The sequence below is a fragment of the Salmonella sp. 32010601201800023SM genome (assembly GCF_017572235.1).
In the GTDB taxonomy this organism is placed as follows: Bacteria; Pseudomonadota; Gammaproteobacteria; order Enterobacterales; family Enterobacteriaceae; genus Salmonella; species Salmonella enterica.
On record NZ_JAGEQS010000002.1, the window covers coordinates 631,238 to 651,656 of the forward strand.

The window sequence follows — 20,419 nt, forward strand, 5'->3', positions numbered from 1 at the left end:
CCTCTTTATTGTTATTGCGCTCGTTTACCGGATGGCGCCTGGCTTATTCGGCCTACAATCGAAACGGTTTTTGTAGGCCGGATAAGACAGTTACGTCGCCACCCGACGCTGCTTATTGGACATTACGCTTGTTTCGCCTCATCAAAGCACTGGGCGATAATCTCCAGGCCTTGCCGAATCTGCGAGGCCTCAATAGTGAGTGGAACGAGGATGCGCAAGATGTTGTAGTAAGGACCGCAGGAGAGCAGAATTAACCCTTTCTCGCGGGCGCGGGCCACAATGTCGGCGGTCAGAGCCGCGTTCGGTTTGCCGGGGTCGCCATTTTCGAACAACTCAATGGCGATCATGGCGCCCAGTCCGCGCACGTCACCAATCTCACGGTGCGTTTCCGCTATCTCCATCAGGCCATCGCGCAGCGTTTTGCCAAGCGTATTCGCCTTTTGCAGTAGATTTTCCTGCTCGAAAATGTCCAGTACCGCCAGCGCGGCGGCGCAGGCAATCGGGTTTCCGGCATAGGTGCCGCCCAGCCCGCCCGGCGCGATAGCGTCCATCACGTCTGCCCGGCCGGTAACGCCTGCCAGCGGAAAGCCGCCGGCGATCGATTTCGCAAACGTGGTAATATCTGCCGCAACGCCCATCTGTTCCATGGCGAACAGCGTACCGGTCCGGCCCGCGCCGCTTTGCACTTCGTCGGCAATCAACATAATGCCGTGTTGGTCGCATAGCGCGCGCAGTCGCTGCATAAACGCGGGAGAGGCGGCGTAAAATCCGCCTTCGCCCTGTACCGGCTCAATAATAATGGCGGCGATATCTTCCGGCGCGGCATCATTTTTAAAGATGCGTTCAATGCTGGCGATCGCGTCGTCGTCGCTGATGTTGTGTAGCGGGCAAGGATAAAGCGCGCGGTAGACATGGCCTGGCATCAATCCCATACCAGCAGAGTACGGGTGTACTTTCCCGGTCAGAGAGAGCGTGTAGTGGGTACGACCGTGGTAAGCGCCGCTAAACGCGATAGCGCCGCTGCGTTTTGTCGCCGCGCGGGCGATTTTCACCGCGTTTTCAACCGCTTCTGAACCAGTCGTGACCAGCAACGTTTTTTTGGCGAAATCGCCCGGTACCTTCTGGTTCATGCGTTCGCACAACGCCAGATACGGTTCATAGGCCAGCACCTGAAAACAGGTATGCGACAATTTCTTCAACTGCGCTTCCACCGCAGAAACAATGCCCGGATGTAAATGACCGGTGTTCAGGACGGCAATGCCGCCTGCGAAATCGAGATACTCACGGCCTTCGACATCCCAGACCCGACAATTTTCCGCCCGCTCGGCGAAAATTGGGTGAATCTGCCCCACGCCGCGAGGAACGGCGTTATGACGGCGCTGCATTAAAGCGTTATTGGTATTCATTAGCGACTCTCCTGTTAAAGGCCGATGCACATATATTTGATTTCTAAATAATCTTCGATGCCGTATTTGGAACCTTCACGGCCTAATCCGGAGGCCTTAATGCCGCCGAAAGGCGCGACTTCGTTGGAGATAATGCCGGTATTAATACCGACGATGCCGTATTCCAGCGCTTCGCCGACGCGGAAAACGCGGCTTAAATCGCGTGCATAAAAATAGGCTGCCAGGCCGAACTCGGTATCGTTAGCCTGCCTGATGACATCCGCCTCGTCGCTGAAGCGGAACAGAGGCGCGAGCGGCCCGAATGTCTCTTCTTTGGCGACTTTCGCGTTATCAGGAACATCCGCCAGAATGGTCGGTTGAAAGAAGTTGCCGCCCAATTTGTGCGCTTCACCACCCGTAATGACGCGGGCGCCTTTTTCCAGCGCATCGGCGATATGCTCCTGGACTTTCGCCACGGCTTTTTCATCAATCAGCGGTCCGATAGCAACGTCGGCTTGCAGACCGTCGCCGACCGCGAGCTTATTTACCGCCTGGTTGAGTTTTTCCGCAAAACGATCGTAAACGCCGTCCTGAACATACAATCTATTGGCGCAGACACAGGTCTGCCCGGCGTTGCGAAACTTCGAAGCCAGCGCACCCTCAACGGCTTTATCCAGATCGGCATCGTCAAAGACGATAAACGGCGCATTGCCGCCCAACTCCAGCGATACTTTTTTAATGTCTTTGGCGCATTGTTCCATTAGCTGGCGGCCAATCTCCGTCGAGCCGGTAAACGACAGTTTGCGTACCAGCGGGTTGCTGGTCAGCTCGCCGCCGATATCGCCAGCCGAACCGGTAACGACGTTAAATACGCCTGCGGGAATTCCGGCGCGCCGGGCCAGTTCCGCCAGCGCCAGCGCGGAAAACGGCGTCTGGCTGGCGGGTTTGAGTACCATCGTGCAGCCTGCGGCCAGCGCGGGGCCGGCTTTACGGGTGATCATTGCTGAGGGAAAGTTCCACGGGGTAATCGCGGCGGTGACGCCGATGGGCTGTTTAATCACCAGCAGCCGTTTATCGGCCTGATGACCTGGAATCGTGTCGCCATAGATACGCTTCCCCTCTTCGGCGAACCATTCAATAAACGAGGCGGCGTAGCTAATTTCGCCTTTCGCTTCCGCCAGCGGTTTACCCTGTTCCAGCGTCATCAGACGCGCCAAATCGTCCTGATGTTCCATCATCAGATTGAACCAGCGACGCAGGATATTGGCTCGCTCTTTGGCGGTGAGCGCGCGCCAGGCGGGCAGGGCGCGATTGGCGGCGTCGATGGCGTCGCGCGTCTCTTCCGCCCCCATTTTTGGCACATTGCCGAGCGGTTTCCCGTTGGCGGGGTTGCTAACGGGGATGACATCGCCGCCGCGCGCGTCGCGCCAGTCACCATCGATAAAGGCCTGCTGACGGAACAGGGTAGAGTCGTTAAGTTGCATAATTGCTTCCTGTCTGAAGGGTTAACGGGTAAATGCGGCGTGTAGTGCGTCCACGCTGCGTGCCGCACGCAGCGCACGTCCGGGGTTGCTCTGGCTTTCGCGTAGCGCCTGAACTTTGCTGACGATATGCGCGCCGATAGGTATCGCGGATGTCGCCGCCGGGGAGGGGGCGTTACAGGTGTGAATGGAACGCGGCGTCGTGACAAACAGAAAATCATCAATCAGTTTGCCGTCCGGTGAAACCGCCTGCGCCCGCACGCCTGCCGGCCAGGGCTGGAGATCGTTGACGGTCAGGCTGGGGCAATACTTTTGTACTCGCCGCAAATAGCCGCTTTTGCACAGCGAGTTTTTCATCTCGCCCAGCCCGGAAAGCAGATGGTTTTGCAGTACGCGGCGAATGCCGGCGGAGCGGAAAATCTCCAGGGTGTCGGTGAAGGAAACGTCGCGCTTACGGTAGCCTTCGCGTTTAAGCGCCAGCACCGCATTCGGCCCGACCGTGACACTGCCGTCGATCATGCGGGTAAGATGGACGCCGAGAAACGGCATTGCCGGATCGGGGATCGGGTAGATCAAATGGTTAACGATCCGGTTGTGTCGCGGGGCCAGACGAAAGTACTCGCCGCGGAAAGGGCAGATAATAAAACCGGGCTCCACGCCCAGCATTTTGACCAGCCGATCCGCCATCAGTCCTGCACAGCCGATAAGCGTAGCGGTTTCTATTTCCCGACCTTGCGAGGTGCGAATAACAATGCCAGCGGCATGTTCTGTCAGCGCGCTGACCTCGGCATGGTAGATGATCTCGCCGCCTTTGGCCTGAAAGCGGTTCGCCATGGCCGTCGCGACATCGCGATAGCTGACAATCCCGCTGGAAGGGACAAAAATCCCGCCCAGGCCAATGATATTGGGTTCGCGTTCACGCAGCTCCGCCGCGCTTAACCACTCGCGCTCTAAGCCGTTGGCCGCCGTTCGCTCCCATAGCGCGCGCATCCGCGCCATTTCCAGCTCCGAGGTGGCGACCAACATTTTGCCGCAGGTGTCGTAGCGGATGTTGTTTTGATCGCAAAAGGTTTTGGTCGCCTGATTGCCCGCCAGACAAAACCGCGCTTTGAGGCTGCCGGGCGTGTAGTACACCCCGGCATGGATCACGCCGCTGTTATGCCCGGTCTGGTGGCAGGCTGGCGCGGACTCTTTTTCCAGCAACGCGATGCGCGCATCCGGGTAGAGATCAATAAGTTGCATGGCGGTCGACATGCCGATAATGCCGCCGCCGATAATCACAAAATCATACATCCGCGTAATTCCTTCGCCGTGGCGCTTATTGGTGAGTTTGATAATGGCTGGCGGCGTAGGCGAAGTAACCGCGCTGGCGCATCAGCTCGCGACGCAAGTCAGGATGCGGCGTAAAACGATCGCGTCCATGTAGCCAGAACAGATTGTTAATCAACAGGAATTTGCCGACCGGTACCGGTACGGAGAGGATGTTTTGACTGGTTTCCAGCGCGTCTGAAAGCTCGCTGAGCCAGACGCCTTCTTCAAAGTCTTTTGGCTGGACGAACTGGTCGATATAACGCATGACCGGGCGGCCTTGTTGGTCGACATCAAACACCGGGTGCCAGACGTCATGGCTAACATTCTTGCTTGGCGGCGCCGCCCAGCGCATGACGCGACGCGCCAGCGGATGGGTAAAAAACGACTCCAGATGTTCCCAGTCATCAAGGTGCAGCAGCAGCGAGTTACCGCCTTCCATATTTTGTTCGTCGATTTTCATCATCAGCACGTAGTCGGTCACCTCCTCAACATAGGTACCGTCATTGTGCAGTTCCATTACGCGGTGGGGCTGGCGCAGATAACTGTCGGAGTTGTCGACGTTTTTGACCACGAAACGCGCGTAATACTGGCCGCTCATCGCATCGTAGTTGGAGCGACCAATAAGATGCGCCACCGCCGTCGCCAGTTTGACCATCTCTTCTGCCTGTGCGACATCATCGATCCCTTCGGCGCTGATCAACAGCGCGCCTTGTGCACGGTTGAGGAGCGTTTTGATCAACAGCGGTTGTAGCTGATTGCCGCACAGATCGTCGAGGATCTTGCCGATTTTGAAACGTAAGAAAGATTTGTATTCCAGCGCCTGCACCGGCCATTGCGCAACCTGATGGAGAAATTGTCTTGTGGTATCCGCCGTAAACGTTAACGCCAGCAGGCGCGGCGACTGCGCCGAAGGGGCAAGGGTGAAACCAGTATGGCGTTGGGCTAAATCATCTGTGTTCGCTTTTACGGCAGTCAGTGCATTCATCAGAATCATTCCTCTCGGTAAGATGGTCAGGGAGACATGGCGATGCTCATTTCGTAGCCATAAATTAAAAATATCGACATTTTCCAGGAACGCGTATGAAACAACCGCTTTTGTTTAATTATTGTGATCAAAAACAACAAATATTTAACAATGCAAAGGGTGAGGTTAACGGCGCCACGAGCCTGACAACGGCAAGAAGGGGTGTAAAATGAGAGCGTTATGGGGAAAGTGATGCTGGCAGGGTTGCCCGGCCTGACACATGAGCGCGTAGGCCGGACAAGTACAACGTATTTCAGCAGTCAATTAACCGGCGTCAACCTGCGGTTTACGGCTGTGTTTACGGAGCAGACGTAACACTGGCGGTACGACAATGACCATGATCGCCATGATCAGCAGGGCTTTGGCAACGCCGCTTTGCCACAAAATCGCCATATTGCCGTTACTGATGGAGAGTGCGCGACGCAGGTTTTGCTCCAGCATTTCCCCCAGTACGAACCCCAGGATCAGCGGTGACATGGGGAAGTGCATTTTACGTAAAATGTACCCTAACACGCCGAGCGCGACCATCAGCACCAGATCGAAGGTGGTGCTGTGTACCGCATACACCCCTACCGCCGATACGGCAGCGATGGCGGGTACCAGGAACCACAGCGGAATGGTGAGCATACGGGTGAACAGACCGATCAACGGGATATTCATGATCAGCAGCATCACGTTCGCAATCAGCAGCGCAGCGATGAGTCCCCAGACGATATCCGGCTGTTCGGTGAACATCGCCGGGCCTGGCGTGATGTTGTACAGCGTCAGCGCCCCCATCATCACTGCCGTAGTACCGGAACCGGGAACGCCCAGCGTCAGCATCGGGATGAAGGAGCCGCAGGCAGAGGCGTTGTTTGCCGCCTCCGGCGCCGCGACGCCGCGAATATCCCCTTTGCCGAAGCTATCGCTGTTGCCGCTGAGTTTTTTCTCGGTCATATAGGTAATGGCGCTGGCAATGGTCGCCCCGGCGCCGGGCAATACGCCGACAAAAAAGCCGATTACCGAAGAACGCAGGGTGGTGCCGATACACTGCGCGCCTTCTTTCAGGTTGAATAACATTCGACCCGTTTTGCGGACCATTGTTTGCCCGCTGCTGGTATGTTCCAGCATTAAAAGTATTTCTGATACCGAGAACAGGCCGATCACCACGACGATAAACTGTACGCCGTCGGAAAGATGAACGCTGTCAAAGGTAAAGCGATAAACCCCGGTGTTGGCGTCCACGCCGACGGTCGCAAGGCCAAGACCGATCAGCGCTGCCAGAAATGATTTAAGCGGATTTTGCGCCATCATGCTGCCAAGACAGGCGATGGCAAAAACCATTAAGGCGAAATATTCCGCCGGCCCAAAGGCCAGCGACCATTGCGCCAGTAAAGGGGCGAACAGAATGATGCCGCCGATAGCGATTAATGAACCGAAAAATGAGCTGACTGCGGAAATCGACAGCGCTACGCCGCCTTTCCCTTGCTGCGCCATCGGGTAACCGTCCAGCGCCGTCATGATCGCCGCCGCATCGCCGGGGACATTGAGCAATATGGAGGAGATCCTGCCGCCATACTCACACCCAATGTACACCGTCGCCAGCAGAATTAGCGCCGACTCCGCAGGCAGATGCAACGCAAAGGCCAGCGGCAGTAAGATTGCCACGCCGTTGATCGGTCCCAGGCCCGGCAGCAGACCGACAATCGTGCCCACGAAGCAGCCAATCAACGCGATAACCAGGTTTTCCGGCGTCATCGCCACCGCAAAGCCCTGAGAAAGATATATCCAGGTATCCATCGTTGCTCCGTTAACTCAGCCAGGCGCCGAGAGGTAAGGTGACATCAAGCAGCCGGTCAAAGGCATACCACAGCAGAATGCCCAATACCGCGCCGGAGATACCCGCCGCCGGAATCGTGGCGCCGAACAGCATCCCGATAACCATGGTGAGAAGCGCGGTGGCGATGGGAAAACCCAGCCATTCGAATCCCCAGGCATACATCAACAGGATGATGATCATGGTAATTAGCTTTTGCAGAACATGGCGGCGCGGCCAGCTCACCGTGTCGGGATGGCGTAATAACAGCGCCAGCGCGCAGAGCGCCATCAGGCCGATAATCCCCAGCGGAAAAGGGCGGGGGCCGACGGGTTCATAGCTGTATTCGCTTTGGATCTGCCAGGCGATGAATAGCCCGGCGATACAGAGCAACAGCCAGATACCCGCAAAGATACGATCGCTCATCATTGCCTCCGCGATTATTTCGCGAGTCCGAAGGCTTTCGCCTGTTCACGGTAATCAGTAACCTGTTTTTTCACGTAGTCATCGAGCTGCTGGCCGGTCATGTCGAACTCAAACAGGCCGCGCAGATCGCGCTGTTTTTTAAACTCGTCGGTTTGCTGGAGCTTCTTGAAGGTATCCACCCACCACTGGTAATCGGCATCGCTGACTTTGGGCCCGACGTAGAAGCCGCGAATAATCGGCCACACCAGGTCGTAGCCCTGTTCTTTAGCGGTAGGGACATTGGCAAGCTGGCCCGGCAGACGATTTTCTGAAAAGACGGCCAGCACGCGGATTTTGTCGCCGCCCAGATAAGGCACCATTTCACTGAGATCGCCGGAGACAACCTGAACATGGTTGCCCATTAATGCCGTCACCGGCTCGCCGCCGCCCTCAAAGGCAACGTAGCGCATCTTGTGCGGGTCGACGTTCGCCTTTTGCGCCAGCAACGCCGACTTCATCCAGTCCTGGCTGCCAATAGAGGCGCCAGCGCCAATGACCACGCTGTTGGGATCTTTTTCCATCGCCGTCATCAGATCTTTCAGCGTCTTCCACGGGGAATCCGCACGCACGGCGATCATGCCGTAATCAGTGCCCACGCTTGCCAGCCAGCGCACATCATCCACGCCGTAGCGACCAAATTTCCCCTGCGACAGGTTGAGCAGCGAACCGCCGGAAAAGGCGACCACTGTCCCGGGTTCGCCAGGGCGTTGGGCGACTATCGCGTTATAAGCCACAGCGCCGACGCCGCCGGGCATATACGTTACCCGCATGGGTTTCTCGATAGCGCCAGTCTCCAGCAAACTCACCTGAATCAGCTTACAGGTGAGGTCGAAACCGCCGCCAGGTTTGGCTGGCGCGATACATTCCGTTCGCGACGGCGCCTCCTGCGCCAGAACAGAGGTACTCATTAATAAAATGCTTGCAGTAAGGGTACGAAGTAATTGTTTTTTCATTTTTTATCCTCACGCCGGACGTCCGGATTTTTCAGGTTCGGAAGAAGATTTTTGTGATTATGTGAGCCGACATGTAGCAGTTCGGTTGCGTGATTGTTAAAACAATAACCTTTCAATTCCCTTTCAATGCGGCAGAAACTTTACAGGATGTGATATGCGTCTCTTATTGGCGGAAGATAACCGTGAGCTGGCTCACTGGCTGGAGAAAGCGCTGGTGCAAAACGGCTTTGCCGTGGACTGCGTATTTGACGGCCTGGCGGCTGACCATCTTCTGCACAGTGAAATGTACGCGCTGGCGGTGCTGGATATCAATATGCCGGGAATGGATGGACTGGAGGTGGTGCAACGGCTGCGTAAACGCGGTCAGACCTTGCCCGTTTTGCTGCTCACGGCGCGAAGCGCGGTGGCGGATCGCGTAAAAGGTCTCAACGTCGGCGCGGATGACTATCTGCCGAAACCCTTTGAACTGGAAGAGCTGGATGCCCGTTTACGGGCCTTGCTGCGACGCAGCGCTGGGCAGGTTCATGAAGTTCAGCAACTGGGGGAATTGATCTTTCATGATGAAGGGTATTTTCTGTTACAGGGGCAGCCGTTAGCGCTGACGCCGCGTGAGCAGGCGCTCTTAACCGTATTGATGTACCGACGAACGCGGCCGGTCTCGCGTCAGCAGCTTTTTGAACAGGTGTTCAGCCTGAACGATGAGGTAAGCCCTGAAAGCATCGAACTTTATATTCATCGACTGCGTAAAAAACTCCAGGGAAGCGATGTACGAATTACGACGCTGCGCGGCCTGGGTTATGTGCTGGAGCGCGGCGATGAAGTGGGTTAAGCCGCAATCGTTGTACCTGCAACTCTTACTGTTCCTGGGGTTGCCGCTGATTCTGCTATGGGGGCTGTCGGCGTTTAACAGTTATGTCAATGCGCTACAGGCCGCCACTCAGGCTTATGATCGTACATTGCTCTCCTCGGCGCGAACGGTATCGGAACGGCTGGTGGTGCGCAATAACCATCTGGAAGTTAACGTGCCCTGGGTGGTGCTGGATAGCTTCGAGCTTAATATGAATGATCGACTCTATTACAAAGTCGTCGACCCTTCCGGAAAGGTCATTTCCGGTTATGACGATCTGCCTGCCATGCCGCCCGCTACGCCCCGTACCCGGCTTTATCCGGCGCTGGCGTGGTTCTATCATACCGAGTATCGCGGCGAGGCGATCCGCGTGGCGCGTTTGCTACAGCCGGTCAACGAAGGCGGCATTATCGGCATGGCGGAGATTTATGTCGCAGAGACGCTGCAGTCCCGTCGTTATCTGGCGGGCCAACTGCTGTTCTCTTCCTGGATCTCACAGGGTCTGCTGGTGCTGCTAACCCTGGTGCTGGTTGGCTGGTTATTACGCCGGATCCTGCGCCCTATGCGTCAACTTTCGTCATTAATGGTACGCCGCGAACCGGGTCTGTTAACGCCGCTGCCGGAACTGCTGCCGTGGTCGGAAACACGCTTGTTAATCGTGGCGTTTAATCGCTACATTGACAGGCTCCGCGGCATCCTCTCCCGGCAGGAACGCTTTAGCGCCGATGCTTCTCACCAGTTAAAAACGCCGCTGGCGGTGTTAAAAACGCAGGCGGCGGTGGCGTTAGCCAGCCAGCACCCTCATCACTGGTACGAAAGTCTGCAGGCGATGAGCGTAACGCTGGATAGCACCATTCAGCTCACGGAAAGATTGTTGCAACTTTCTGCGGTAAAGCATAAAGAGCAGGGCGAGCGGCGTTTTTCCCCGGTGAATCTGTACGATATCGTACAGAGCGGCTGTTTTACCCGTCTGGCGCAGGCGCGCAGTAAACATATCGACCTGGGCTACGAAGGCGAACAGGAAGCGATGTGGATCGAGGGGGATGAGGTACTGCTTAGCGAGCTATGCGGAAACTTGCTGGATAATGCGCTGAAATACACGCCTGAGCAAGGCATCGTCACCGCGCGGCTTGAACGGGATGGCGATGCCGTGACGCTGGTTGTCGAAGATAGCGGTCCCGGCATCGATGATGAACACATCCATCTGGCGCTACAGCCGTTCCACCGGCTCGATAACGTAGGAAATGTGGCCGGGGCGGGCATTGGTCTGGCTTTGGTCAATGATATCGCACGCCTGCACCGTACTCATCCCCATTTTTCCCGTAGCGAAGCGTTGGGAGGGTTATACGTTCGGATACGCTTTTTAAGCCTTGTTCCGCAGTAATGCGGACAAATGTGTCAGCGGTAAAGCACGTTTACAAAAAGTCGCATCTTGAGGTGTGACGTTTTAATCAAATGATCATACATTCCCCCTACAAACCGTAGCGTTAATTAAAAATATAGTGGGTGCAGGGGCATGAATAATCATACTAAACGACGGGGAATAGCATTAACCGTCTTTCTTGTCGGGGTTAACATCCTGGCCTGGATTTGGGCGTTCTGTGTTTTTCATCACCATGCCGTCATGCTAAGCGCAGCCATACTGGCGTATAGCTTTGGGCTGCGTCATGCGGTTGATGCCGATCATATCGCAGCCATCGATACCGTCACCCGTAAACTGATGCAGCAGGGTAAAACGCCTTTAGGCGTGGGGGCGTTTTTTTCATTGGGTCATTCGACCATTGTCGTTCTGGCATGTCTGGCGATTGTTGTGACGTCGATGGCATTTCGCGATCGTATTGATGTTTTGCATCAATATGGTTCGTTGATTGGTACGGCTGTTTCCGCTTTTTTTCTGCTGGCGATGGCCCTGCTTAACCTGTTTATTTTGTTCAACGTCTGGCGGCAATTTCGCTCGGTTACCCGCGGCGAGTCAGTGAGGGCGCATGACGAGGCCATACCTGGCGGGCTGATGACGCGTATATTTCAGCGTACGTTTCGTTTGGTCACTTCCAGTTGGCATATGTATTTTGTCGGTTTTCTGTTTGGTCTGGGATTTGATACCGCAACCGAGGTTGGGTTGCTGGGCATTTCCGCTTCAGCAGCCAACCAGGGGCTATCTCTCTGGTCGATGATGATTTTTCCTGTGCTGTTTACCGCCGGGATGGCGCTGGTAGATTCCCTGGATAACTTTGTCATGGTCGGCGCTTACGGTTGGGCTTTCTCGCATCCATTACGCAAGCTTTATTATAATATGACCATTACCGCCGCATCCGTCATTGTCGCGCTGGCGATTGGCGGGCTTGAGGCGCTGGGGTTGATTGATGATGCGTTACAGTTAAGCGGAACATTTTGGCAGACCGTCAGCACGCTTAACGATCATATGGGGAATGTGGGCTTCTGGGTAGTGGGTGCTTTTGTGCTATTCTGGCTGCTCTCGTTGTTGAATTATCGCTGGCGCGGCTATGATAAAATCACCCTCAATACCTGATTGATTTCTTTAAAAATAACATTTCGGCAGTGGTGTCATATCATTGCCGAAGCATTTTATCTCCTGAGAGTATATTCTTCCCGGTAAGTGCGTTATTTTTCATGCTTGCCTTTCGTTATCAATTTAAGCAATCCGATATAACATACAATACCAAAAATAATAATAACAGTTGTATACCCAAGAATCAGCCAGTCTGCATGTGTCATAATATAATCCAGTTATCAGGTATCCCGTGTTAAGGCGATCTTTAAGCCTGTTGTCAGCAAGAACCACTGTACCCGTTCAGTGCTGTTGGCAATAACGTATTGTTTATGCACAAGAGCGTTGTTACAAATAACGTATACATTGAGCATAGACCTCACCCACATTTTTGTAATGCCATAAAGCAAGGCTACACCTTTAATCTACTGACGGTATGCCAGGCCAGAAGAGATAAAAGGGTAGTTGTCATCATCATCTGTTCCTGACGCCAGGTTAATGACACACACATATGAAAATGTATAACCGCTGCACGCTTTTTAGCACGTTATCTGTAACATACCGTGTTAATCAATTCCGTAAAACCGAGCATAGTGTAAGTGAATTTCGAGTAATTGTCATTATGATTATATGGTGGTTAACTTATTTTTTAAATTCTGATTAAATTTTCGTTTTTTATCATTTTATCAGGGTTTATGAAAAACCTGGGCGTAAAAAACATATTTACGTCCAGGCTTTCTTTTTAGCAAATCGATTTTCCGGTAAAATAGGGGGTCGACCACATGCGCTTATATTCCCATTCAGGCTTTAGTATGCCGATGGAAAAAAGCAATTTTTTTTGTCTTTCCTGGCAGTAATGTCTGGCACGGCTAATATTTAGCCACATTAGTATGCTGCCGGGACTGAGTGGCCTGCACTCATTTTTAATTGCACCATTAGATACGTCAAAGTAGATGTTCATCTGGCTTTCAGATTTCAGTACAATATCAAATGCACAGGGTATCCCTTCAATGTAAAGAATATGCCCAAACAGAAGGTGATGCAGTTGACTAAAAAAGTTGGCAAGGTTATCAGCGGGATAGCAGGATGAAGTATTGCCGAAACGAGACCGAAATAACTCGATAAAAATATGAGTCAGTTCATCAGAAGAACAATCAGCAACGCTTTTTACACTTCCGCCTTTTTTAAGAAACCGCTGATATTCATTACGGCGTGTTTTTTCAAACTTAGAAGAGAACGTTTCTTTGACCAGACAATTTTGTTTCTTTCTGGCGAGTTTCCATATGGCATTGCGTATTTGTGGCTGATGCAACGCCGAAAGTCGGTTAGTACGATCGGGCAAGAAGCAGCGTAAATCTGGCGCCATCGGAATAAGTATCTCATCTGAAGATAGCGGGAAGGTTCTGCGCGTCAGGATGCCAATATTCTGATCATTACAGATAAAGTAGGCGCCTTTAATCTTATCATCTTCTTTATAGTGGAAGAATTTAAAATGCCAGTTATAGCGCTTCATGAAATAATCCACAATATCTGGGTGCATATTGATACTACCGCCGTATTGCGTAAACACCTCCCGGTATAGGGAAAAGGAAGACGGTTGCCAGCGGGTTAATATACGCTTAACTTCTTGTATTTTCACCAAAACTCCTGACTTAGCTTACTGAAAATGCTATTTTGTATTATTTTTTTGCTTAACCAAATAAAAATGTGACAAATGTTTAGCTTGTATTTAATGGTTAACATGCTAATCGATGACGTTATGGTGAAGGGAATAAGATAAAGATGTTGATCATAACATGAGTGAAAGCGACGGTTTAATGCCGCGCTATTCACTCGCAAGCCATTCTGTATTTAACCATCCAGTAGCGATACAGATTTCAAAAGATCCGCTGAACGGTAGCAGGATCTGCACATCCGCGTATGAAATAGTTCTACCGGGAGAGGCTGTTGACCTCTTGTATTATTGTATCCAGAATATGATAGCGTTTCCGATACTCTGCGCGTTTTTTGCTGGGGATACTTTCAGGCGCTTTACGCATCACCTGTGATGGCAGATGATATAAGGCACCTTTCTTAACGCCGTTTAGCGACTCCCAGAATTCACTATAGCTGGCCACAAAAGTTTTTTTCTTCTGGAATAAGTACCGGAGTTGACGATAAACATGGTTGTTTTCACTGACCGCATAAATCTCGTCGACATTACAGGCCTGCATCAATGTCGCAAATGCTTCATACAGCATCCGTTTAGGAAAGAGACCGTAACAATCTTTGGTGGCGTTACGTATGACTTGTGGGCCGATATGTTTACTGGGCCCTTGTAACCCGGCAACCAGCGCTATTTGCTTCCCTTCATGGCGGATAAAGGAAAATGATAAACGTGCCAACGGCGTATCATTGAAGCACAGCGTTAATGTCAGTTCACCTTCTCTGTCATAGCCACAGGGACCGCAGTAGATATCTACCAGAGCACCGTTTTTTCCTTCCAGGTGAGCGAGTAAGATTTGTTCCTCGGACAGGAGGATCTTTTTAATTTTACTTTCCGGAAAGGACTGAACGAACTGGTAGTGTTCCAGAATAGCTTTTGCCCGGCAACGTATGCTAAGCCCGGTATACAAATAGGGCCGCTGGATTTTTGCCGGCAACAGTGGACGATGAATAATCAGCGTTCTGGGCTGAGACAGATGGCATAATTCATTGAAGTATTTAATTGTCGTTACGGGGTTAATAAGGCAACGTAATAAAAATTTATAGCGAAACTTACGCTCTCCCCAGCGTTTATGGCGATAAGGCGTCTGCGCCATGACTTCTTTTAACATTAATAATGGATTATATCTTTCCATATCACTTTGCTGCATCGTCATACTACGGCTCTACTACTCGATAGACTTATAACCGAGACGGTAGCCTGATTGAGTTAAACGTAAAGGCAACGAAGAAGGTCTGTACAGACGATGTTGTTAAACAGTTTATCAATGGCGGTAATAAAACGCCTGAACACGCTTTTTAATAGGTTTTCTGCTAATGAGTGGGATGAGTCCAGAACGTAGTATTAAAACGAATGCCGTGTTTATTATTTTAAATGATGTTATATACTCTAAATAATTCGAGTTGCAGGAAGGCGGCAAGCGAGCGAATCCCCAGGAGCTTACTAAAGTAAGTGACTGGGGTGAGGGAACGCGGCCGCAGCACATGCAACTTGAAGTATGACGAGTATAAGCCAATATATTTATTTGGCTGCTATTGTGTAAGCCAGACAGCAACGCGTCGTGATACGTTATTATGTAACCAGACGTAAAGGGGGTATTCACCTTATCTCTAAATGCAAATCTATATGATAAATTTTATCATGCACTGTGTTGCTGTCTCTGGGAGAAAATATATGGAGCGTTCACTCGATAGTCTGGCTGGTATGGCTAAATCTGCTTTTGGCGCGGGGACTTCTGCTGCTATGCGGCAAGCTACCTCGCCCAAAACCATTCTGGAATATATCATTAACTTTTTTACCTGTGGTGGGATACGTCGGAGAAATGAAACACAATATCAGGAATTGATAGAGACTATGGCTGAGACATTGAAAAGTACAATGCCTGACAGAGGTGCTCCGTTGCCAGAAAACATCATCCTGGATGATATGGATGGGTGTCGTGTCGAATTTAATCTTCCTGGTGAGAATAACGAAGCTGGACAAGTTATTGTACGAGTCAGTAAAGGCGACCATTCTGAGACAAGAGAAATTCCGCTTGTCTCTTTTGAAAAAATATGTCGAGCTTTACTATTCAGATGCGAATTTTCTCTCCCTCAGGATTCTGTAATATTAACTGCCCAGGGAGGCATGAATCTTAAAGGCGCTGTCCTTACCGGAGCAAATCTGACGGCAGAAAATTTATGTGACGCAGACTTAAGCGGCGCAAATTTAGAGGGGGCAGTGCTGTTTATGGCGGATTGTGAAGGTGCAAATTTTAAGGGCGCAAATCTATCGGGAACATCACTAGGCGACAGTAATTTCAAGAACGCCTGTCTGGAAGATAGCATTATGTGTGGCGCTACCCTCGATCACGCTAATCTTACTGGCGCCAATTTACAACACGCGAGTCTGTTAGGCTGTAGCATGATAGAATGTAATTGCTCCGGTGCAAATATGGATCACGCTAATGTTTCAGGCGCAACCCTTATACGTGCCGATATGAGCGGTGCGACATTACAGGGTGCTACTATAATGGCTGCTGATATGGAAGGCGCTATCTTAACCCGGGCAAACCTGCAAAAGGCGAGTTTCATTTCTACGAACCTGGGCGAGGCTGATTTGTCCGAAGCTAATTTAAAAAATACCAGTTTTAAAGATTGTACACTAACCGATTTGCGTACTGAAGACGCCACAATGTCTACGAGTACACAAACACTCTTTAACGTATTTTATAGTGAAAATATTTAGCCCTATTTGACGTAAATCTGAAATAAAAGCAATGTAAGAATAACAATCTGCTACTGAATAGTAGGTGAGAGTAAATTATTTACAGTATCTTTTATTATTACAGGAGTATGCGACGGTAAAAATATCTGAATAACCATTCCTATTTTCTCAAGTAGAACTTCCAACTAAAGCGAATTGTTTGAAAAGGAAAACGCTATGCCTGGATGTATAAGTGCCTGTTCGTGCGTTGTCAGCTCGACGCCTCCCGATCCTAAGGCCCCCCCTAAGCCTAAGTGGATAGAGTTAAAAGGTTATTGTGTTACATGTACTAGTCAGGAGGATATTCGTCCACCTAAAGAGGGTGAACCAAAGCAAAAAATGACACCCAGGGATTTAGTGCTGTTACGCGGTCTTTTAAAAGACCTGGGGGTAACACAACATCCCTGGCAAGACCCGACAGTAAAACCCAATAACTGTGGGTTGCCATATTTTCCAGTAGTTCCTGGAGAACGAGAAACTGATGTTTGATGGTTTTCTGTCTGCAAAGCGCCTGATAAATATTATCAGGCGCTTTGTATTTTGGCGCCTACATCACTTTCATTGTCATATATCGAATGACTACAAGCGTATCCGATCCCGCCATTACCCTGACGGAAAGCCTCTGGCAAACTGTAAGAATGGTTCGCCGTCGGCAGGGAAGCGGCGGTGAACCCTGAACCGTGCTATACCATCTTACCTGGGTGTTTCTTGTGATTAACGATCTGAAAAATAGTTTTATTTTATCTATTTCTGTTTTGTAAAACCTCCGTTCAGTAGGCGCATTATGCCCCCCTTCCCGGATTTACTGGCAAAGCGGAGCCCGGACAGAGAGTCATATTGCAAAATCCCGTTTCCGTTTTTTTATTACCAGATTTTTGTGGTCGAAAGATTGCCTTTTCCTTAATTGAATGATAATTATTATCATTAGCATATGATAATAATTACTATATAGACGTAACCTGGCAAGGATGTGAGCTTGAGGGCAACAGCGCTACTTTAGACATTATTTAGGGAATGGGTATGAGAGTTAAGAAGTTCATCTGGTTAATAACCGTGGTTTCTACAGGGGTTAATAGTCCATTATCAGCAGCAGAATCTACTGACGACAACGGCGAAACGATGGTGGTTGAATCCACCGCCGAGCAAGTATTAAAGCAACAGCCGGGCGTTTCGATTATTACTCGTGACGATATTCAAAAGAATCCTCCCGTTAACGATCTTGCCGATATTATTCGTAAGATGCCTGGGGTTAATCTTACCGGCAATAGCGCCTCGGGGACGCGCGGAAATAACCGACAAATTGATATTCGTGGTATGGGGCCGGAAAATACCTTAGTGCTGATTGACGGCGTGCCGGTGACGTCGCGAAATTCGGTTCGCTATAGCTGGCGCGGAGAACGCGACACCCGTGGCGATACGAACTGGGTACCGCCGGAGATGGTAGAACGTATTGAAGTTATCCGTGGGCCCGCCGCCGCGCGCTATGGCTCCGGTGCCGCTGGCGGGGTGGTGAATATCATCACCAAACGTCCGACTAACGACTGGCACGGTTCGTTGTCGCTCTATACCAACCAGCCGGAAAGCAGCAAAGAAGGTGACACCCGGCGGGGTAACTTTAGCCTTAGCGGCCCGTTGGCTGGTGATACGTTGACGATGCGCCTGTACGGTAATCTCAACAGAACCGATGCCGACAGCTGGGATATTAACTCCTCCGCCGGTACCAAAAATGCCGCCGGACGGGAGGGGGTCACCAATAAAGATATTAATAGCGTCTTCTCATGGAAAATGACCCCGCAGCAAATCCTTGATTTTGAAGCGGGATACAGTCGGCAGGGGAATATCTATGCCGGCGATACGCAAAACAGTACTTCGAACGCGGTTACTAAAAGTCTCGCGCAGTCCGGGCGGGAGACCAATCGCCTGTACCGGCAGAATTACGGTCTAACTCATAACGGCATCTGGGACTGGGGGCAAAGCCGCCTGGGGTTCTACTATGAAAAAACCGATAATACCCGCATGAATGAGGGACTCTCCGGCGGCGGCGAGGGGCGCATTACCAACGACCAGACGTTCACCACTAACCGCCTGATCTCGTATCGCACCAGCGGCGAGGTGAATGTCCCGGTGATATGGCTATTTGAGCAAACGCTCACCGTCGGCGCGGAGTGGAACCGCGATGAGCTGAACGATCCTTCCTCTACCAGTCTGACGGTTAAGGATAGCAATATCGCCGGGATTCCCGGTTCGGCGGCTAACCGTAGCAGCAAAAATAAATCGGAAATCAGTGCGCTGTACGTTGAAGATAATATCGAACCCATGGCCGGTACCAATATTATTCCGGGTCTGCGTTTTGACTATTTGAGCGAATCCGGGAGTAATTTTAGTCCCAGTCTTAACCTTTCCCAGGAGTTAGGTGAATACGTCAAGGTGAAAGCCGGTATTGCCCGGGCCTTTAAGGCACCGAACTTGTATCAAACCAGTGAGGGGTATTTACTCTATTCGAAAGGCAACGGTTGTCCAAAAGATATTACGTCAGGCGGCTGTTACCTGGTCGGTAATAAGAACCTCGATCCTGAAATTAGCATCAATAAAGAGATCGGGCTGGAATTTACCGTAGACGATTACCACGCAAGCGTCACGTATTTCCGTAACGATTATCAGAATAAGATTGTCGCAGGTGATAAGATTATTGGCAGAAGCGCATCTGGCGCTTATGTATTGCAGTGGCAGAACGGCGGTAAGGCGCTGATTGAAGGTATTGAAGCCAGCATGGCTGTTCCGCTGATGCCGGACCGTCTGAACTGGAATACCAATGCGACTTATATGATCGCTTCTGAGCAAAAAGATACCGGTAATCCCTTATCGATAATCCCGAAATATACGGTGAATACCTTCCTCGACTGGACTATTACCAGCGCGCTCTCCGCTAACGTCAACTGGACGTTATACGGCAAGCAAAAACCGCGAACACATGCGGAGTCGCGTAGTGAAGAGACCAAAGGATTGTCCGGGAAAGCGCTGGGGGCTTACTCACTGGTCGGCGCTAACGTTAACTACGATATCAATAAGAACCTGCGTCTTAATGTCGGTATCAGCAATATCTTCGATAAACAGATCTATCGCTCCGCCGAAGGGGCAAATACCTATAACGAACCGGGGCGGGCTTATTATGCCGGTGTGACGGCCTCGTTTTGATGGATTATGCCCGCCGCTGGCGGGCATATTCTGGCGGCGGGTTAATGGCAGCGTGGTTTTTGGCTTGCCGGTTCGCGACTGATATCCAGCAATGCACTGCGAAAAGAGGCGTTAAACATGGGCCCGTGGCCCAGGCCCGGGTAATGCTGCAGGGCCGCGTTAACGCCGTTGTTCTCAAGCGTTCTCACGGTCTCCTGAACTTTTTGCAGGAGCTCGGCCATCTGGCGTTGCCTGCTATCCCCATTCGACGCTGAACCTTCCATTATGATGAGTTTTTTATGGCAGAACGGCGACGGCTTCACTGCCGTAAGGCGATTCAACAGGGCAAAGTTATCCCTGCTGAGTGACGGGCTGGCGCTGTAATAGATATGAAAGAAGGATGACGACAGCCAGGAGTCCAAAACGAACAGGCCGCCATAAGAATGTCCCCATACCCCGCGCCGTTCGGGGTTGATGGTTATTCCTTGTTCCACCTGCGGCGCGATATGTCTCTCCAGTAGCTGGCGGAACGCTGGCCCGCCGCCGGTTTTACGATGAAAACGCGGGTTATTTTCACTGCCTTCGCGATCGATTCCCGGCGCCGGCGTATAGTCATAAGCTCTGCCGTTAAGATCAAACGGCAGGTTAGTCTGATAGCCAATCGCCACAATCACCGGCGGCGAGTGGTCTGCCAGCTGTTTGAGCAGCGTCTCCGGCAGTCTGTCCATCACTGCGTTGCCGTCCAGCATATATAAGACAGGATAACCCGATGGCGGGGCGGCTTTATTGGGGATAGCGGTCCATACCCGGTAATGTCTCGCGCCATCGGCAGATTGAAAGTCATTGACCCTAAAATGGTAATATCCCGAACCTTTATCAGCAATATTCGGCCCTAATGGCTGCATATCCGGCTGCGCATAACTCAGCGCGCTAAAACAAAAACTCACTAAAAATAGCGCCATGCGATAGCGCTTGTTGTGGTACTGGCGACCATACATCGGATGTTATTCCTTTTTGGCAGGTGA

16 protein-coding genes are annotated in these 20,419 nt (G+C 51.4%); 6 read left to right on the forward strand and 10 right to left on the reverse strand.

Features of this window, described 5'->3' with window-relative positions:
• Nucleotides 1-122: 122 nt before the first annotated feature.
• The 7 genes from gabT to J4617_RS10525 all read right to left on the reverse strand — a co-directional run bounded on the left by gabT (nt 123) and on the right by J4617_RS10525 (nt 8,414).
• Nucleotides 123-1,406, reverse strand: coding sequence for a 4-aminobutyrate--2-oxoglutarate transaminase (gene gabT, locus J4617_RS10495; protein ID WP_001095554.1), 1,284 nt, complete (start codon nt 1,404-1,406; stop codon nt 123-125).
• Between the two features lie 14 nt (nt 1,407-1,420).
• A complete protein-coding gene (gabD, locus tag J4617_RS10500) occupies nt 1,421-2,869 on the reverse strand; it encodes an NADP-dependent succinate-semialdehyde dehydrogenase (protein ID WP_001176523.1) in 1,449 nt (482 codons plus the stop codon).
• A gap of 21 nt (nt 2,870-2,890) precedes the next feature.
• On the reverse strand, nt 2,891-4,159 hold the full coding sequence (gene lhgO / locus J4617_RS10505) for an L-2-hydroxyglutarate oxidase (protein WP_017465666.1): 1,269 nt from the start codon (nt 4,157-4,159) through the stop codon (nt 2,891-2,893).
• Nucleotides 4,160-4,184: 25 nt separating this feature from the next.
• Nucleotides 4,185-5,162, reverse strand: a complete 978-nt coding sequence (gene glaH / locus J4617_RS10510) for a glutarate dioxygenase GlaH (RefSeq protein ID WP_000993100.1) — start codon at nt 5,160-5,162, stop codon at nt 4,185-4,187.
• A gap of 303 nt (nt 5,163-5,465) precedes the next feature.
• Nucleotides 5,466-6,980 (reverse strand): tripartite tricarboxylate transporter permease, encoded by a 1,515-nt coding sequence (locus tag J4617_RS10515; protein ID WP_000382035.1) that lies wholly within the window; start codon nt 6,978-6,980, stop codon nt 5,466-5,468.
• A gap of 10 nt (nt 6,981-6,990) precedes the next feature.
• A complete protein-coding gene (locus J4617_RS10520) occupies nt 6,991-7,425 on the reverse strand; it encodes a tripartite tricarboxylate transporter TctB family protein (protein ID WP_001574835.1) in 435 nt (144 codons plus the stop codon).
• An 11-nt stretch (nt 7,426-7,436) separates the two neighbouring features.
• Nucleotides 7,437-8,414, reverse strand: a complete 978-nt coding sequence (locus J4617_RS10525; RefSeq protein ID WP_000744416.1) for a tripartite tricarboxylate transporter substrate binding protein — start codon at nt 8,412-8,414, stop codon at nt 7,437-7,439.
• 154 nt (nt 8,415-8,568) lie between these two features.
• On the opposite strand from J4617_RS10525, the gene tctD reads away from it, so the two are divergent.
• The 3 genes from tctD to J4617_RS10540 all read left to right on the forward strand — a co-directional run bounded on the left by tctD (nt 8,569) and on the right by J4617_RS10540 (nt 11,791).
• A complete protein-coding gene (tctD, locus tag J4617_RS10530; protein ID WP_001237934.1) occupies nt 8,569-9,243 on the forward strand; it encodes a transcriptional regulator TctD in 675 nt (224 codons plus the stop codon).
• On the forward strand, nt 9,230-10,645 hold the full coding sequence (locus J4617_RS10535; RefSeq protein WP_000872338.1) for a sensor histidine kinase: 1,416 nt from the start codon (nt 9,230-9,232) through the stop codon (nt 10,643-10,645). The genes tctD and J4617_RS10535 overlap by 14 nt, the downstream gene beginning before the upstream one ends.
• Before the next feature lie 132 nt (nt 10,646-10,777).
• Entirely contained in the window at nt 10,778-11,791 is a 1,014-nt protein-coding gene (locus J4617_RS10540; RefSeq protein WP_001059351.1) for a HoxN/HupN/NixA family nickel/cobalt transporter, read from the forward strand.
• Between the two features lie 721 nt (nt 11,792-12,512).
• Here the strand turns inward: J4617_RS10540 and J4617_RS10545 are convergent.
• Both J4617_RS10545 and J4617_RS10550 read right to left on the reverse strand, forming a co-directional pair.
• Entirely contained in the window at nt 12,513-13,409 is an 897-nt protein-coding gene (locus J4617_RS10545; RefSeq protein WP_000701506.1) for an antimicrobial resistance protein Mig-14, read from the reverse strand.
• Between the two features lie 292 nt (nt 13,410-13,701).
• Nucleotides 13,702-14,631, reverse strand: a complete 930-nt coding sequence (locus J4617_RS10550; RefSeq protein ID WP_000178733.1) for a VirK family antimicrobial peptide resistance protein — start codon at nt 14,629-14,631, stop codon at nt 13,702-13,704.
• A 518-nt stretch (nt 14,632-15,149) separates the two neighbouring features.
• On the opposite strand from J4617_RS10550, the gene pipB2 reads away from it, so the two are divergent.
• The 3 genes from pipB2 to J4617_RS10565 all read left to right on the forward strand — a co-directional run bounded on the left by pipB2 (nt 15,150) and on the right by J4617_RS10565 (nt 19,415).
• Nucleotides 15,150-16,202, forward strand: a complete 1,053-nt coding sequence (gene pipB2 / locus J4617_RS10555) for an SPI-2 type III secretion system effector PipB2 (protein WP_023198590.1) — start codon at nt 15,150-15,152, stop codon at nt 16,200-16,202.
• A 174-nt stretch (nt 16,203-16,376) separates the two neighbouring features.
• Complete coding sequence (locus J4617_RS10560; protein WP_077907192.1) at nt 16,377-16,709, forward strand: hypothetical protein; 333 nt, start codon at nt 16,377-16,379, stop codon at nt 16,707-16,709.
• Between the two features lie 531 nt (nt 16,710-17,240).
• Nucleotides 17,241-19,415, forward strand: a complete 2,175-nt coding sequence (locus tag J4617_RS10565; protein ID WP_001535631.1) for a TonB-dependent siderophore receptor — start codon at nt 17,241-17,243, stop codon at nt 19,413-19,415.
• Between the two features lie 41 nt (nt 19,416-19,456).
• On the opposite strand, the gene J4617_RS10570 is transcribed toward J4617_RS10565, so the two are convergent.
• The gene (locus J4617_RS10570) at nt 19,457-20,392 is read right to left on the reverse strand and encodes an alpha/beta hydrolase (protein WP_017465668.1); all 936 of its coding nucleotides are present in this window, start codon (nt 20,390-20,392) and stop codon (nt 19,457-19,459) included.
• Nucleotides 20,393-20,419: the final 27 nt, after the last annotated feature.

What these genes read in the sequence shown, in the direction of transcription:
- J4617_RS10570 (WP_017465668.1), bottom strand. Translation starts at nt 20,392, where the DNA reads ATGTATGGTCGCCAGTACCACAACAAGCGCTATCGCATGGCGCTATTT.
- pipB2 (WP_023198590.1), top strand. Translation starts at nt 15,150, where the DNA reads ATGGAGCGTTCACTCGATAGTCTGGCTGGTATGGCTAAATCTGCTTTT.
- J4617_RS10520 (WP_001574835.1), bottom strand. Translation starts at nt 7,425, where the DNA reads ATGATGAGCGATCGTATCTTTGCGGGTATCTGGCTGTTGCTCTGTATC.
- J4617_RS10515 (WP_000382035.1), bottom strand. Translation starts at nt 6,980, where the DNA reads ATGGATACCTGGATATATCTTTCTCAGGGCTTTGCGGTGGCGATGACG.
- glaH (WP_000993100.1), bottom strand. Translation starts at nt 5,162, where the DNA reads ATGAATGCACTGACTGCCGTAAAAGCGAACACAGATGATTTAGCCCAA.
- J4617_RS10535 (WP_000872338.1), top strand. Translation starts at nt 9,230, where the DNA reads ATGAAGTGGGTTAAGCCGCAATCGTTGTACCTGCAACTCTTACTGTTC.
- lhgO (WP_017465666.1), bottom strand. Translation starts at nt 4,159, where the DNA reads ATGTATGATTTTGTGATTATCGGCGGCGGCATTATCGGCATGTCGACC.
- gabT (WP_001095554.1), bottom strand. Translation starts at nt 1,406, where the DNA reads ATGAATACCAATAACGCTTTAATGCAGCGCCGTCATAACGCCGTTCCT.
- gabD (WP_001176523.1), bottom strand. Translation starts at nt 2,869, where the DNA reads ATGCAACTTAACGACTCTACCCTGTTCCGTCAGCAGGCCTTTATCGAT.
- J4617_RS10525 (WP_000744416.1), bottom strand. Translation starts at nt 8,414, where the DNA reads ATGAAAAAACAATTACTTCGTACCCTTACTGCAAGCATTTTATTAATG.
- J4617_RS10540 (WP_001059351.1), top strand. Translation starts at nt 10,778, where the DNA reads ATGAATAATCATACTAAACGACGGGGAATAGCATTAACCGTCTTTCTT.
- J4617_RS10550 (WP_000178733.1), bottom strand. Translation starts at nt 14,631, where the DNA reads ATGACGATGCAGCAAAGTGATATGGAAAGATATAATCCATTATTAATG.
- J4617_RS10565 (WP_001535631.1), top strand. Translation starts at nt 17,241, where the DNA reads ATGAGAGTTAAGAAGTTCATCTGGTTAATAACCGTGGTTTCTACAGGG.
- tctD (WP_001237934.1), top strand. Translation starts at nt 8,569, where the DNA reads ATGCGTCTCTTATTGGCGGAAGATAACCGTGAGCTGGCTCACTGGCTG.